The organism is Cryobacterium levicorallinum, from assembly GCF_004402405.1.
GTDB lineage: Bacteria > Actinomycetota > Actinomycetes > Actinomycetales > Microbacteriaceae > Cryobacterium > Cryobacterium levicorallinum.
Genome location: NZ_SOFE01000014.1, coordinates 385,537 through 399,566, shown reverse-complemented (window position 1 = coordinate 399,566; position 14,030 = coordinate 385,537). Strand labels below are relative to the sequence as shown.

Genomic DNA, 14,030 nt, shown 5'->3' with positions numbered 1-14,030 from the left:
TTCGGCGAGAACGGCGACGTGCTCTACCTCGGCGACAAAATCCGCTGCTTCACCGCCAAACAACGCGCCGCGATCGCCGCCCGCGACGGCGGCTGCATCATCCCCGGCTGCACCATCCCCGCCCGCTGGACCGAAGTCCACCACGTCCTCCCCTGGCACGAAGGAGGACTAACCAACATCGACAACGGCACGCTGCCCGGCCCCAGCCACCACCACGTGATCCATAGAGGCTGAAGGGTGCAGGTCGTCGACAACGTGCGCTGGTTCGCCCCACCAGCGAGCATCGACCCCAGCCGCAAACCCAAGCGCCGCTGGAAACTTTTCGTACCGAGACCACCACGACCCCCGGGCTGTTTTCTGCTGGTTGAGCAACGCGCTCTGGCACGAGTCGAAACCCCGCCGCATCTTCTGATTTCGAGACGATCGCTCCGAGACCTGCTCAACCAGCGGAAGTCGTTCGCGTCACACATCGTCACGCGACGCAACATTGTTTCGCCGCGGTTAGGCGCCGCGCCGCGCCGACAATAGGCTCACGGCCATGATCAGCATCGAACAACTGACCAAGGTCTACGGTCACGGCGCCAAAGCGACGGTCGTCCTCGACCGGCTCGACTTCCGCGTCGACGCCGCCGAGATCTTCGCCGTCGTCGGACCGAGCGGCGCCGGCAAGTCGACCCTCGCGCAGTGCGTCAACCTGCTCGAGCGGCCCACGTCCGGTTCGGTGCTTGTCAACGGCGAGAACCTCTCCCAGCTCGGCGAGCGCCAGCTGCGCGCGGCCCGCCGCCGCATCGGAACGATCTTCCAGTCCGACGGCCTCTACAGCCGTCGCACGGCCGCCCAGAATGTCGCGTTACCGCTCGAATACCTCGGCGTCACCACCGCCGAGGCGAAGCGCCGCGTCGCCGAACTGCTCGACCGCGTCGGGCTCTCCGACCGCGCCGGACACTACCCGCACCAGCTCTCCGGCGGCCAGCGCCAGCGCGTCGGTATCGCCCGCGCGCTCGCGTTGCGCCCGCAGGTGCTGCTCTCCGACGAGGCGACATCCGGCCTCGACCCCGAGTCGACGGCATCCATCGTCTCCCTGCTCAAGGAGCTTCGTGACGACCTCGACCTCTCCATCCTGTTCATCACCCACGAGATGGACACCGTGCTCCAGGTTGCGGACGCCGTCGCCCGTCTCGACCACGGCCACATCGTCGAGTCCGGGCGCATCGTCGACTTGCTGCGCGACCCGGCATCCGCCCTCGGCCGCGCCCTCCGCCCGGCCCGCCCGCACGCCACACCGCAGCTGGGCGAGACGCACTGGTTCGTGAGCTACACCTCCGGCGCGGTGCCGGCCGACTGGGTTCTACGGCTGGCCAGCGAGCTCGACGCCCCGGTCTCCGTGCTCGGCGCGTCGATCGAGACCGTCGCCGGCCAGACGGTCGGGCACGCGAACATCGGCGTGCGCGCGGTCGAACCGGCCCTGCTTGTTGAGACTGCCCGCCGCCTGGGGCTGGATGCCCGGCCCGTGCCCGAGGATCCGGAGGCTGCGGCTCTGGCCGACCGGTCGGCGGAGGAGTCTTCGAGGTCCTCGGATGGCGGGCGTTCGACGTCCGCGGATGCGTCCGCCCCGGCTGCGGCAGGCGACACAACCCCGGAGGCCTCGATCTCGTCCACAGTGCCCGCACTGGAGCGTGTTGCATGAGCGCTGCCCTGAGCGTGCTCGCCACCGGCATCCGCACGGCCCTTCCGACGAACAACAACGTGCCGATCGCCGAGATCCCGGCGCTCGTGTTCCCGGCGCTGATCGACACCCTCATCATGGTCGGCATCGTCATGGTCATCGTCGTGCTGGTCGGGGTGCCGCTTGGCGCGCTCGTGCACAACCTCGCGCCTGGCGGCCTAGTCGAGAACCCCGCGCTACACCAGTCGATCAGCTGGATCGTCAGCATCGGCCGGTCGCTGCCGTTCCTCATCCTGATGGCGTCGATCGTTCCGTTCACGCGCTTCATCACCGGAACCAACATCGGCATCGCCGCGGCCGTCGTGCCGATGGCGATCGCCGGGATCGCGTTCTTCACCCGCATTGTCGAGAACTCGCTGCGTGGCGTACCGCCCACGCTCGTGCGGGTCGCGAGGGCGTCCGGTGCGTCGCCTCTGCAGATCGTCCGCACCGCGCAGTTGAGCGAGGCGCTGCCCGCGATCATTGGCGGGCTCACGATCAACACGATCGCGATGATCGAGTACTCGGCGATCGCCGGCACGATCGGCGCCGGCGGCATCGGATACGTGGCGGTGACCTACGGCTACCAGCGCTTCGACAACACCGTCATGCTCGCGACGATCATCATCCTCGTCGCGACGGTCGCCACGGTGCAGCTGCTCGGAGACCGGCTCGTGCGACTGGCGACGCCGCACGCCCGCGAGCGCCAGCCGAGGCGCGCGAAGTCGATGCCCGTCCCACGCTGAGCGCGGGGACGCTTCCGTCGAACCACCCTTGCCTGGCATGAGCCTCCCCACCCGGCATCCGCTCGACCCTGCCACCCGCCCGTTCACGCCACTGCGTCACCACGACTCCAGCACCTCGAAAGGAAACACCATGTCCCAAGGCACGATCACCAAACCCACCTCGCAGGACCCCGACGAGCCGCACGGCTTCGAGCTCAAGACGCGCCGCCGCTGGCCCTGGATCGCCGGCGCCTCGGTGGCCGTCGTCGCGGTCGCCGCCGCGATCGGCATCCCGCTGCTCAATCCGAGCGTCTCGCCGAACGAGGTCGCGGGCGCCACGCTCGTCATCGCGACGGCGGAGGGCAACGCGGCCGAGCAGGCCCTCGTCGAGTTCGTCGCCAAGAACGTGGCCGCCGACTATGGGGTCACGGTCGCCTTCAGGGGACTCTCCGACAGCAACACGATCAACCGCGCGGTGAGCGAGGGCGAGGTCGCTGGCACGATCTACCAGCACAAGCTCTGGCTGAGCCAGGTGCTCGAGGCCAACCCCGACTTCCGGGAGACGGCGGCGACACCGGTCTTCCGGTGGGGCTTCGGGCTATGGTCCGAGAAGTGGGACAGCGTCGAGGATATCCCGGATGGCGCCACTATCTCGCTCTACTCCGACCCCGCCAACGAGGCACAGGGGCTATGGCTGCTCGAGAACGCCGGGCTCATCACCCTCAAAGACGGCGCAACCGCCGGCACCGCGACCCAGGACGACATCGCGTCGAATCCGAAGAACCTGAAGTTCGTGCTGCTCGACTTCGCCGCCCAGTCGCGCGCGCTGCCCGACATCGATGCCGCCGCCGGGTACACCGAGTACTACCTCGCCGCAAAGATCCCGCTCGAGCAGCAAATCTTCGCCCCCGCCGCACCGGACGACTTCGCCGGCCAGCTCACGATCGGCAGCGACTACGCCGACACCGACAACATCAAGAAGCTCGTCGCGGCCTTCCAGGACCCGGCCGTGCAGAAGTTCCTCGCGACCGATCCGTCGGTGAAGGGAATCCTGCTGCCACTCAACAAGCAGTAGCGCGACTGGCGGGGATCGGATGCCGCCAGCATCCCGGCCCCTTTCCCTTTCACCATTCGGGAGTTCCTGGGCGGTGCGACCGTCAGAATTTAGGAGTATCTGGCCAGCATGACCTTCGAGGGCCGGGGCGCTGTCCCACCAGCAACATCCGCCTCGTGGGCCACACCAAATCCTGAATGATGATGGCCACCCGTTTCGCCACCTCCTGAATAATGACAAAGAGCGTTCGCTATGGGCGAGCGAAAAGGGATCACATTTGCTCAGAAAGCCCGCCTGAGCTTGAATAAGCAGCGTAACTCGGGAGCCCGGTAGGGCGATTGAAGGCAACGAATTAGGCACCGAAGGCGCATCATACCTCGCCACAGGCCAAGGTTGGGGTCGTATTAGCAACGTATCGACAACGGGATCCTATTGTGCTGGTACCACCACCACATGATCGATATCAGCGGCTGGACAATCCGCATGATCCACGGCCGACCCCAACTACTCGGCCCCGTCCTGTGGGACCCGTCTCAGACCTGGCGACCAGCCCAAACCCACCGGGCCAATACGCCCAGCCCGGAACCACCCTGGCGCACGTGAGCCGAAGAGGTCGATTTTCATGGAAAGACCAAGCGCCCCGCAGTCAAGTCGCCCTAGCGTTGCGAGCATGGATTCCCCCGACGTCACCGTATCCGCGCGGTTAGTTCCAAATGCTGGGGGCGGGAGCGCGCGTGGGCGGGACCGCCGCGGTGGCTGCCCACTCCAGCAGCCAGTCGGGCACGCTCACGTTGTCGGGGGCGACGCCGATGGCCTCGAGCAGTTCGTCGATCGTGACGATTCCACCGGTGCGCTTGAGAAAGCGACCACGAATGTGACCGTGGGCGTAGATTTCGGGCGTGCCATCGGCATCCGGTCGTACGAAGCGCTGCTCGACGTACACGGCTTTCTCATCGAACCCGATGATGCGCGACTCGACCGTGAACTTCTGGCCGAGCTTGAGCGACTTGCGAAAACTGATCGTTTCCGACACGACGACCGGATACCAGCCTTGCCGTTTGAAGATCGTCCAGACGCCGGTGCGGTGCAGCATGTCGAAGCGGGCCACGTCCATGATCGACAGGTAGACGCCGTTGTTCATGTGCCGCAAAATGTCCTGGTCGGTGGGCAGCGTCACGAAGTTGGTGCGCGCCACGTCGAAGTGACCGAGCCGGGGGCCGAACTGCGACAGCAGGGCATGGAGGAGGGTTCTGAAGAACATATGCACGACACCGATGCTAGCGAGGCCGCGGTGCAGGCGAGCAATCCGTTGTGGGTGAGCGCCAGCATCCATCTCTCCAGACCAGCTTGCCTGCACGATATGCTCAAACATGGTTTCCCTGCCCACCCTGCTGACGTTCGCCCTCGCGTCGATCGCGCTCATCGTCATTCCCGGCCCGACCGTGCTGTTTGTGATCGGGCGTTCGCTCGCTCTCGGACGCCTCGGTGGCTTTCTCAGCGTTCTCGGCAACGCTCTCGGTCTGATTCCGGTGATCATCGCGGTTTCGCTCGGACTCGGCGCGATCGTGACCCAGTCCGTGCTGCTGTTCACGATCGTGAAGTTCGCCGGTGCCGCGTACATCATCTATCTCGGGGTGCAGGCTATTCGAAACCGGCACAAGGTGGCCCGGATGAGCGAGGCCCGCGTGGCGCGTAAAACCAAGTGGCGGCTCGTGTTCGAGGGGTTCGTGGTGGGGCTCAGCAATCCGAAGTCGCTCGTGTTCTTCATCGCGGTACTGCCGCAGTTCGTGAACTATCGGGCTGGCGATGTGCCGCTGCAGCTGGCAGTGCTTGGGCTGGTCTTCGTGGTGCTTGCCCTGCTCGGCGACAGCACCTGGGCTCTCGCGGCCGGCACGGCGCGGACCTGGTTCGCGAAATCACCGCAGCGCGTCGAGAATCTCTCCTCGGCCGGCGGCGTGATCATGATCGGGCTCGGCGGGGTGCTCGCCGCGACCGGCGCACGGTCCTAAACAGCGACCACCGCGCGCGGCGCGACTGCACGCACGAAGGCGCCGAGGCGGCGGTAGACCTCCTGCGATTCCGGATGCGAGTCGTCCTGCTGCCAGGTGTGCTTGGTGTTGACGCTGCGACGTCCGTAAATCAGGGTGTCCACCCAGATCTTGCGCGCCCGCAGCGCCTCGATGAAGTTAAGGTTGGCGCGATAGAAATAGTCCCGCTCCGAGGTCGTGACGAACACCGGCGGAAAGCCCCGGTCGAGCCACTCGATCGGCGACATGAACCGGGCAGCTGTGCGCAGGTGCAGCCCGCGGCCCCGCTCGGGCAGCAGCATCCGCACGAAATTGAGGCTCAAGACGAATCCGCGGTCGAACAGCACCGAAAAGTCGGCAATGCTGCAGTGCTGCACCAGACCGCGCAGATGGCGGGCAGTGACCGGGGGACGAATGCCGTAGTGCTCGGCGAGTTCGGGCGCATAGGCGGCGGCCGTGAGCAGCGCGGCGATGTGGCCGCCCGCGGAATCGCCACCGAGCACGATGCGCGTCGGGTCGCCGCCATAGGCCGCGACATTGCGGGCGACCCAGTCGAGCACCGCGTTGCCGTCCTGCATCATGTGGCCCAGCTGAAACCGCGTCGCCATGCGGTAGTTGGCGTTGATGACGATCATGCCCTCAGCGGCCTGGCTTGCGCAATATTTGGTCAGCGGATCCTTGTCGCCCGAGGTCCAGCCGCCACCGTGAAAGTACACGTAGACCGGCAGGGGCGCCGCTACGGCATCCGTGCGCTTGGGCACGAGGACGTCGAGCCGGTGAATCTTCTGCCCGTCGCCGATGTAGTCGATATCGAGGTCGTACTCCACGGAGTCGATCGGGTGCAGATTGAACTTGTGCACCGGTGTCGCGGGGCGCAACATGAGTGCGCGCCAAGCCCAGACCGGCAACCGACGGATGCCCGTCTCCCGATGCGTAGACCGATCAACGGTGACACCGTCCGCGTGCAAACGGATACCGTGCAGCCAGGCCGGTGCGCGGCGGTCAGCGCGGGCGGTGCCCGCCGAAGTCGAGGGGTGTGCTGCGAAGGGAGTGGGACGAACGATGTCGAATGCGGTACTGGTGTAACTCATCACCTGAGGTTATGTCGACTCCCCCGAATCCCCGCTGAGAGTTACCCCATATGGGGTAAACTCCCGGTTTCAACTCAGGCAGCGGATGCCCCGCCCGCGACCCCGGTCGCCTCCAGCACCGCACGCGCGAGCGTGTGAAAGTGCAGGTTGAAGCCGAGAACGGCCGGCGTCGACTGCGCGTCGAGATCAAGCATGGGAACGTCGACGGCGTGCACGATGAATTGGTAGCGGTGGGTGCCTGTTCCCGGCGGCGGTCCGGCACCGGAGAAGGAGGTCAGGCGCTGCTCGTTCGGCAACACGAGCGAGCCGGACGGCAGGGCATCGACTCCGGCGGGCAGCTCGGTCACCGATACCGGCAGGTTCGCTACCGCCCAGTGCCAAAACCCGGAGCCGGTCGGGGCATCGGGGTCGTACACAGTCAGGGCGAAACTCCGGGTCTCGGGCGGGAAGCCTGTCCAGGCCAGCTGGGGGGAGACATCCGCTCCCCCGGCACCGGCACCGTATTGGGGCGCGGCGAGGGGGCCGCCGTCGGTCATGTCGGCGCTCGTGAGAGAGAACTGGGGCACTTCGCCGAAGCGGGCGAGCGGATCTACGGTCACGAGGGGCCTCCTATTTGTTGTGCGGCCAGCCTACGCGCCCCTAATAAAATGGGCTCATGGCCATTCCGAAGATTCTGCTCTATTACATCTTCACTCCCCTGGCCGATCCAGACGCTGTGCGGCTCTGGCAACGCGACCTGTGCGCCGGGCTCGGCCTGCGCGGGCGCATCCTGATCTCCAAGGACGGCCTGAACGGCACGGTCGGCGGCGACCTGCCGGCGATCAAGAAGTACATTCGCAGGACCCGCGACTACCCGGCGTTCAAGAACATCGATTTCAAGTTCAGCGAGGGCACCGGGCTCGACTCGCACGGCCACAGCCTCGACTTTCCCAAGCTCGTGGTCAAGGTGCGCGACGAAATCGTGAGCTTCGGAGCCCCCGGCGAACTGCGCGTCGACGCGAACGGCGTCATCGGCGGCGGAACCAAGCTGCAACCGGCCGAGCTCAATATGCTCGTCGCCGAGCGGGGCGATGAAGTCGTCTTCTTCGACGGGCGCAATAAGTTCGAGGCCGAGATCGGCCATTTTCGGGACGCGGTCGTGCCGGATGTGGCCAATACCCGCGAGTTCGTGGCCGAGCTCGACAGCGGTAAATACGACCATCTCAAGGGCAAGCCGGTCGTGACCTACTGCACCGGCGGCATCCGTTGTGAGGTGCTGAGCGGTCTCATGAAATCGCGCGGATTCGGCGAGGTGTACCAGCTCGACGGTGGCATCGTGCGCTACGGCGAGACCTTCGGCAACGAAGGCCTGTGGTCGGGTTCGCTCTACGTCTTCGACCAGCGGATGTCCATCGACTTCGCCCCAGAGGCTGCCGTACTCGGCAGCTGCCAGGTCTGCGCGGCACCGACCACGAACATGCGCAACTGCCGGGACGCCTCCTGCCGGGAGCAACTCGTGGTCTGCCCCGAGTGCGTTGCGCTGGCTGCTCCGACCTGCGAACAGCATGCCCTCACCAAATAATCCCCGGTCGGCAGCCGAAAACACCCAAACGGGGAATAGGCTGGGAGCACTATTTCTTGAAGCAGCACAGAGGGGAGTCGGATGCCTACCGGCGCGCTCATCGAGTTCACGAACATCAGCAAACGCTTTGGCGGTGTCACCGCGGTCAACGATCTGTCCTTCACAGTCGAACCCGGCCGGGTCACCGGCTTTCTCGGACCGAACGGCGCCGGAAAGACCACTTCCCTGCGTATTCTGCTCGGGCTGGTCGCCGCGAGCAGCGGAACGGCCACCTTCGGCGGCGTGCGCTATCGCGACCTGCCGCATCCGCTTAAAACGGTCGGGGCCGCCCTCGAAGCGGCGAGTTTTCACCCGGGTCGTTCTGCTCGCGACCACCTCGGCGTCTACGCCATCGCCGCCGGACTGCCGCGCACCCGGGTGCTGGAGGTGCTCACCCAGGTGGGCCTCGCCGCCCATGCCGCCCAACGCGTCGGCGGTTACTCGCTCGGCATGCGTCAGCGCCTCGGCCTCGCCTATGCCCTGCTCGGCGACCCGGGCGTACTGGTTCTCGACGAGCCGATCAACGGGCTCGACCCGGAGGGCATCCGCTGGATTCGGGGGTTTTTGCGCGACATGGCCGCCGAAGGACGCACCATTCTGGTCAGTTCGCACCTGCTCTCCGAGGTGCAGCAGAGCGTCGACGATGTCGTCATCATCGCCCGCGGCGAGCTCGTGCACCTCGGGCCCTTGTCGAGCCTCGACACGGATGCCGCGGCCCAGACGATCGTGGATTCTCCCGACCGCGAGAACCTCGCCACCGCACTCACGGCGGCCGGCATCACCTTCACGACCGGCCGCACCGGACTCATCGCGGCAACCAGCGACCCGGCCCTGCTCGGCCACCTCGCCTTCGAAGCCGGGGTCGAACTGAGCGTGCTGCATCGGCAGAAAGCCGGCCTGGAAGACTCGTTTCTCGCCCTCGTCGGCGGAGGCCACTCACTATGACTTCGTTCCTGCGGTCCATTGCGGCCGAATTCGCCAAGATTTTCACCACTCGCCTCTGGTGGATACTCGCCCTCGTACTGTTTGGCTACATCGGGCTGCTGGCCGGCGGCCTCGCCGCTCTGTTCTCCGGGCTTCAGTCCGGTGTGATCAGCCCCGATACTGTAAATACCGGCGGCGGCGCGCTGAGCGGTTTCGGGAGTCTCCCACCCATCATCTATAGCTTCGCATCGTCGGTCGGCTACGTCTTTCCGGTGCTGATCGGTGCCCTCGCGACGACCGGCGAGTTTCGCCACCAGACGCTGACCCCGACGTTTCTGGCGATACCACGCCGCGGGGTCGTGCTCGGCGCCAAGACGGTCACACTCCTCTTGGTCGGCGCGGCATTCGGTCTCATCGCGCTGGCGGCATCCGTTGGTATCGGCGGCGGCGTCATGAGTGCTTTCGGTGTGGATGCGCTGCTACTCGATTCGGAGACCTGGCTCCTGGTAGCTCGTTCGGTGCTCGCCATGGCCCTGTGGGCCGCGATCGGCGTCGGTCTCGGCGTGCTCGTGCCCAATCAGGTCGCCTCGATCGTGATCGTGCTCGCCTTCACCCAGTTCGTCGAACCTCTGCTGCGGCTCGCGGCCTCTTTTCTCGAGGTCACCGCGAAGATCGGCAACTTTCTACCCGGTGCCGCCTCCGACGCCCTGGTCGGCGCGAGCATCTTCACGGTTATGAACCCGGCCGGCGCAGCGCCCCTGGACTGGTGGCAGGGCGGCCTCGTGCTGCTCGGCTACGCGCTCGTGGCCACCGTCATCGGGTACGCCGTGAGCTGGAAGAAGGACGTCAGCTAGCTGCAGCCCCACGGCGCTACCGGCGCGTGCCTATCCCAGTCGCGACACGACACTCTTAATCAACGGCCAGACGCGCTCCACGGACTTGTGGTTCACCCGCTCCGCTGACGAATGCAGGGCTTGAAGCTCAGTGCCGATCGAGATGATGTCGGCTACCGGCACCCGCTTGCTGAACATGCCCAGCTCGAGTGAGCACTGTGACACCTCAATGTTGGGTTCTTTGCCGAGCACGTCACGATAGGCCTCGGATGCCGCTGCGAGCAGCTCCGAGTCAGGACGATACGGGAACTCTGCAGCGTCGAGGCCGTAGAGTTCGAACACGACCCCACCGGCGGCGAGCGCGACGAGCGCCTGTATTCGCTCGACCAACTCGTGCTTCCGGGAGGTGAGGGCAGACGTGACCGTCGACATCACGCGCGCACCTTCAGGAGTCGGCCGCACCGTTCCGAGGTTGTTCGACGTCTCTACGCGACCGGGAACGTGAAGGTTCCAACTGATCACCCCATGAGGAATGAGGCGCAAAATGGACATGAGCCGCAGCCCTGCGCCGCGTGAAAATGCACTATCGGGGCGTATTGCACTCTTGAGCTCGACGCGAATAGCAGGGTCAGAAAGCTCGTACTCTCTCTTGAGCTCGCCGTCTAGCTGGGCAATGAGCGCCTCGATCGAATCAGTGTCTGCGTCTCCGAAGACGATGACAGCGGATGCGTCGGCCGGGATCGCACTGTTCTGGGCACCTCCGAACGGGTTGCTAATGCGCAATTCGTGCGCACCCGCCAATTTGTGGACCGCACGAGCCAGCACCTGCAGAGCGTTCGCCCGCTCCAGCTGAATGTCGAATTCGCAGTGACCGCCGTTGAGCCCGCGCACCTCAAGCGAGCGCGCACTGGTCAAGTCAACAGGCACTGGCTCAAACTCACCGGGGACATCAACGGTGAACGTCACGTCGCCGCTGCACCCCGCGAGGATCTCCTCGTCCGTGATCCAGTTAAAATCGATCATGCGGCGCCCAACAAGTTGCCCGACGTTGAATTGTCCGGCCCCCACCTTGCCCTTTTCCTCCATGGCGGTGAGGACTGCCTCCAGCGGCGGATGAGGGATGTCCTTTGATTCAAGCAACGCAAGTATGTAGGACACTCCGATTCCGTTGTCCGCGCCCAGAGAGGTTCCAGCCGCCGAGATGTACTCGCCGTCGACGAGGAGGCTCAGCGGTTGTTTCACGAAGTCGAACTCGACCCCCTCTGCCTTTTCGCAGACCATATCCAAGTGGCCGTGCAGGATTAGCGGTGCTGCATTCTCAAGGCCGCCCTGACCGGGCTTGCGCACGAGTACGCAGTGCAGGTCATCCTTCGTCGCCTCGAGTCCACACGAGCGCGCGAAATCCACAACCCAGTTGGCGACCTGCTCTTCGTTACCCGAGCCTCGCGGGATGCTCGTGAGCACCTCGAAGAATCGGAAAACCTCGCGGGGCTCGAGGTCTTTAAGCACGCCAGAGTTGGTCGCTTCCATGATGTCCACAGTGGGCATGTGTGTTCCCTCTCGTTTGTTACTTGCGTTTGTTACTTGCGCTTGTTCGTTACGTTAATTACTTAACAATGCTTGATTTGTTGCGCGACATGGTGAGGGCAACCACCGCGATGATGACCGCGCCGTAGACCAGGCTCTGCGCTTGGGCCTCGATGCCGACCGCGGTCGTCGCGATGGGAACAAGGGCAATGGTCAGCGCTCCGAAAATCACTGTGAGCGGATTAACTACACCTCCGGAGATCGACGTTCCTCCGATTAGAGCTGCGGCGATGGCGGGCAGCAGCAGGTCGCTGCCCAGGCCGGTGGGTGACGCTGACCCCGCCTGCGCGATGATCGCGATGCCGGCGAGTCCGGCGGCAAACCCGGAGAGAGCAAAGGCGAGTACCTTGAGCGCGCGCGTTCGCACCGCGGAGAAGATCGCTGCGGATTCGTTCTTTCCGATGGCCGTCATTCCACGGCCGATGCGGGTGTACCGCAGAAGCACCCAGAGAGCGACCGCAAGCAGGACGCCCATCCAGAACGTCATCGGCACATTGGCGATCCCGCTTTCGTACAACGAGTGGACGCCCTCCCCGTTGCTGGCGACGTAGACGGTCGTCCGGCCGCTGACCACGAGCGCGACTGCTTGAAAAATTCCCAACGTGCCCAGTGTCAGCGCGAAGGACGGTACCTGCGCGTATGCCAGGATCAGACCGTTCACGGCGCCAAAGGCGGTGGTGGCCAGGAGCACGATGATCGGAGATAGTCCCGCTACGGGCCCGAGCGTGAGTGCAAGAAGAATTGCGCCCAGCAACCCGATCGCGGCATTCGACAGGTCGATCGACCCGACGTTGAGCACCATGGCCTGCCCGAGTGCCAGCAACAGGATGGGGGCCGACGACGACGCGATTACCGCGAGCCCTCCGCTCCCGATGAATGCTGGCGTGAGGATCGCAACAACGGCGAGTATCGCAAGGAAAATGACAATCGGGCCAATCGCATGCCAGCCTCCGATGCGCTTCATAGACTGCAACTTTTCGCGGGCAGGCACGGCGATCTTCGTTGTCTCGCTGTCAGTCTTGAACATCACAGCATCCTTTCGAGCAGGTCCAGAGTGGCGGGATTATCGTGCCCAAGGTCGTAGACGCCTGAGATCCGACCGTCTCGCATCACCACGATGTCGTCGGCGATGTCAAGCGCCTCTTCGATCGTGTCGGGAATGAGGATGATCGCGGTTCCGTCATCGCATACCGACCGGATCTGCGCTTTGACTGTCTCACCCGCGCCCGGGTCGAGGCCTCGGAGTGGGTGGTCAAGTACGAGCGCCTTCAGCTCCGAAGAGTTCAACCACTTGGCAAGGACGACCTTCTGCTGGTTACCGCCAGAAAAGTCCTGAAGCATGTGCTCGGGCTCCCGAGGCCGGATGTCCAGCTTCTCAAACCACATACGTGCCAGAGACAGCCTGCGTCGGGGAAGCTCGAACGGCCCGATGGCGGCGGAACCTGGATGCGTGAGCGTGATGTTTTGATCCGCCGGCATTTCCCCGACCATTCCCTCAGTCTTGCGCTCCGCGGGAACGTAGCCCACACCAAGGGCGACGGCCTTCTTAATGGACAAGTGGTGCCCGGAGTAACCCGCGATCGAGATGGATCCGGAATCGAAGCCCTCTGCCCCGAATATCGCTCGCGCTACGGACTCTCGGCCGGAACCACTGGTACCAAGAATGGCCAGGATGCGACCCGGGTAGGCATCGATCGATACCTCAGTATAGGCGCCGGCCTTCGTGAGATCGTGGATCGAGATGACCGGGCTGCTGTCCGGCTCAATACTGTGGCGGTCTCGAACGGCGGCATGAGTTTCCCGACCGACCATGAGCCGGAATAGTTCCTCTTCGGTCACGTCATCGACTCGTCGGTCGGCGATCAACTCGCCATCGCGCATGACGACGACGCGATCGCAGATACGCATGACCTCGTCGAGTCGGTGCGAGACGAAGATTACCGAGCCGATGTTGCGAAGCTTGGAGATTTCCCTCTCCAGAATTTCGGTCTCCGTTCTCTCCAGAATCGCGGTCGGTTCGTCGAGGATCACGAGAGGAGTCGTGTGGCTGGAGGCACTTACCCGGATCGCCCGTGCGATCTCCACCATCTGGCGATCAACGAATGACAGGTCGCTGACCCGCGTTCTCGGATTCAAGTGCGATCCGATGAGGTCGAGCGCCTTGGCTGCGTCCGCGTGGAGGCGTCGCCAGTTGTATAGCCCCAACCGGTTGATCCCGCCCCGGCCGATTGGGGTGTTGACCTCGATGTTTTCGGCGACGGTGAGGTTCGTGAACAGTGATTGCTCCTGGTGCACGACCCCAATCCCTGCGCGCAAGGCATCGGCTGGTCCGCGGAACTGGACTTCCCGTCCGTTTACCGCGATTGTTCCTCCATCGTGCCGATAGTTGCCCGAAAGTATTTTTAGTAGCGTGGACTTGCCAGCGCCGTTCTCTCCAATAAGGCCGATGACCTCACCGGATCGAATGCTGAGGGACACACCGCG

At 64.6% G+C, this 14,030-nt stretch carries 14 protein-coding genes; 8 read left to right on the top strand and 6 right to left on the bottom strand.

The features are described from left to right. The 4 genes from E3O11_RS17605 to E3O11_RS09135 all read left to right on the top strand — a co-directional run. Positions 1-234: HNH endonuclease signature motif containing protein (locus E3O11_RS17605; RefSeq protein ID WP_166787542.1), on the top strand; the 234-nt coding region annotated here is incomplete at its 5' end. A gap of 304 nt (positions 235-538) precedes the next feature. Then, the gene (locus E3O11_RS09145) at positions 539-1,687 is read left to right on the top strand and encodes a methionine ABC transporter ATP-binding protein (protein ID WP_092448171.1); all 1,149 of its coding nucleotides are present in this window, start codon (positions 539-541) and stop codon (positions 1,685-1,687) included. Beyond that, positions 1,684-2,451 (top strand): methionine ABC transporter permease, encoded by a 768-nt coding sequence (locus E3O11_RS09140; RefSeq protein ID WP_092448170.1) that lies wholly within the window; start codon positions 1,684-1,686, stop codon positions 2,449-2,451. Before E3O11_RS09145 ends, E3O11_RS09140 begins: the two co-directional genes overlap by 4 nt. A 37-nt stretch (positions 2,452-2,488) precedes the next feature. After that, positions 2,489-3,505 (top strand): MetQ/NlpA family ABC transporter substrate-binding protein, encoded by a 1,017-nt coding sequence (locus E3O11_RS09135; RefSeq protein ID WP_241994682.1) that lies wholly within the window; start codon positions 2,489-2,491, stop codon positions 3,503-3,505. Positions 3,506-4,187: 682 nt separating this feature from the next. Here E3O11_RS09135 and E3O11_RS09130 read toward each other — a convergent pair. After that, positions 4,188-4,856 (bottom strand): acyl-CoA thioesterase, encoded by a 669-nt coding sequence (locus E3O11_RS09130; protein ID WP_307725688.1) that lies wholly within the window; start codon positions 4,854-4,856, stop codon positions 4,188-4,190. Here E3O11_RS09130 and E3O11_RS09125 point away from each other — a divergent pair. Further along, complete coding sequence (locus E3O11_RS09125; RefSeq protein ID WP_092448168.1) at positions 4,855-5,493, top strand: LysE family translocator; 639 nt, start codon at positions 4,855-4,857, stop codon at positions 5,491-5,493. The two genes, E3O11_RS09130 and E3O11_RS09125, sit on opposite strands and share 2 nt — an antisense overlap. On the opposite strand, the gene E3O11_RS09120 is transcribed toward E3O11_RS09125, so the two are convergent. Further along, positions 5,490-6,602: an alpha/beta hydrolase gene (locus E3O11_RS09120; RefSeq protein ID WP_233195022.1), complete on the bottom strand. Its 1,113-nt coding sequence runs from the start codon at positions 6,600-6,602 to the stop codon at positions 5,490-5,492. The two genes, E3O11_RS09125 and E3O11_RS09120, sit on opposite strands and share 4 nt — an antisense overlap. Positions 6,603-6,676: 74 nt before the next feature. Next, the gene (locus E3O11_RS09115) at positions 6,677-7,201 is read right to left on the bottom strand and encodes a YbhB/YbcL family Raf kinase inhibitor-like protein (RefSeq protein ID WP_233195026.1); all 525 of its coding nucleotides are present in this window, start codon (positions 7,199-7,201) and stop codon (positions 6,677-6,679) included. A 56-nt stretch (positions 7,202-7,257) separates the two neighbouring features. On the opposite strand from E3O11_RS09115, the gene trhO reads away from it, so the two are divergent. The 3 genes from trhO (at position 7,258) to E3O11_RS09100 (ending at position 9,980) form a co-directional block, all read left to right on the top strand. Then, entirely contained in the window at positions 7,258-8,163 is a 906-nt protein-coding gene (gene trhO, locus E3O11_RS09110) for an oxygen-dependent tRNA uridine(34) hydroxylase TrhO (RefSeq protein WP_092448167.1), read from the top strand. 81 nt (positions 8,164-8,244) lie between these two features. Continuing rightward, the gene (locus tag E3O11_RS09105) at positions 8,245-9,147 is read left to right on the top strand and encodes an ATP-binding cassette domain-containing protein (protein WP_092448166.1); all 903 of its coding nucleotides are present in this window, start codon (positions 8,245-8,247) and stop codon (positions 9,145-9,147) included. After that, positions 9,144-9,980, top strand: coding sequence for an ABC transporter permease (locus E3O11_RS09100; protein ID WP_092448165.1), 837 nt, complete (start codon positions 9,144-9,146; stop codon positions 9,978-9,980). Before E3O11_RS09105 ends, E3O11_RS09100 begins: the two co-directional genes overlap by 4 nt. A gap of 30 nt (positions 9,981-10,010) precedes the next feature. Here the strand turns inward: E3O11_RS09100 and pepD are convergent, their stop codons facing one another. Genes pepD through E3O11_RS09085 form a run of 3 tightly spaced genes read right to left on the bottom strand, consistent with a single transcriptional unit; the run spans position 10,011 to position 14,024 of the window. Beyond that, complete coding sequence (gene pepD, locus E3O11_RS09095; RefSeq protein ID WP_092448164.1) at positions 10,011-11,507, bottom strand: beta-Ala-His dipeptidase; 1,497 nt, start codon at positions 11,505-11,507, stop codon at positions 10,011-10,013. Positions 11,508-11,565: 58 nt separating this feature from the next. Further along, the gene (locus E3O11_RS09090) at positions 11,566-12,573 is read right to left on the bottom strand and encodes an ABC transporter permease (protein ID WP_092448163.1); all 1,008 of its coding nucleotides are present in this window, start codon (positions 12,571-12,573) and stop codon (positions 11,566-11,568) included. Next, complete coding sequence (locus E3O11_RS09085) at positions 12,573-14,024, bottom strand: sugar ABC transporter ATP-binding protein (RefSeq protein WP_158251574.1); 1,452 nt, start codon at positions 14,022-14,024, stop codon at positions 12,573-12,575. Before E3O11_RS09085 ends, E3O11_RS09090 begins: the two co-directional genes overlap by 1 nt. Positions 14,025-14,030: the final 6 nt, after the last annotated feature.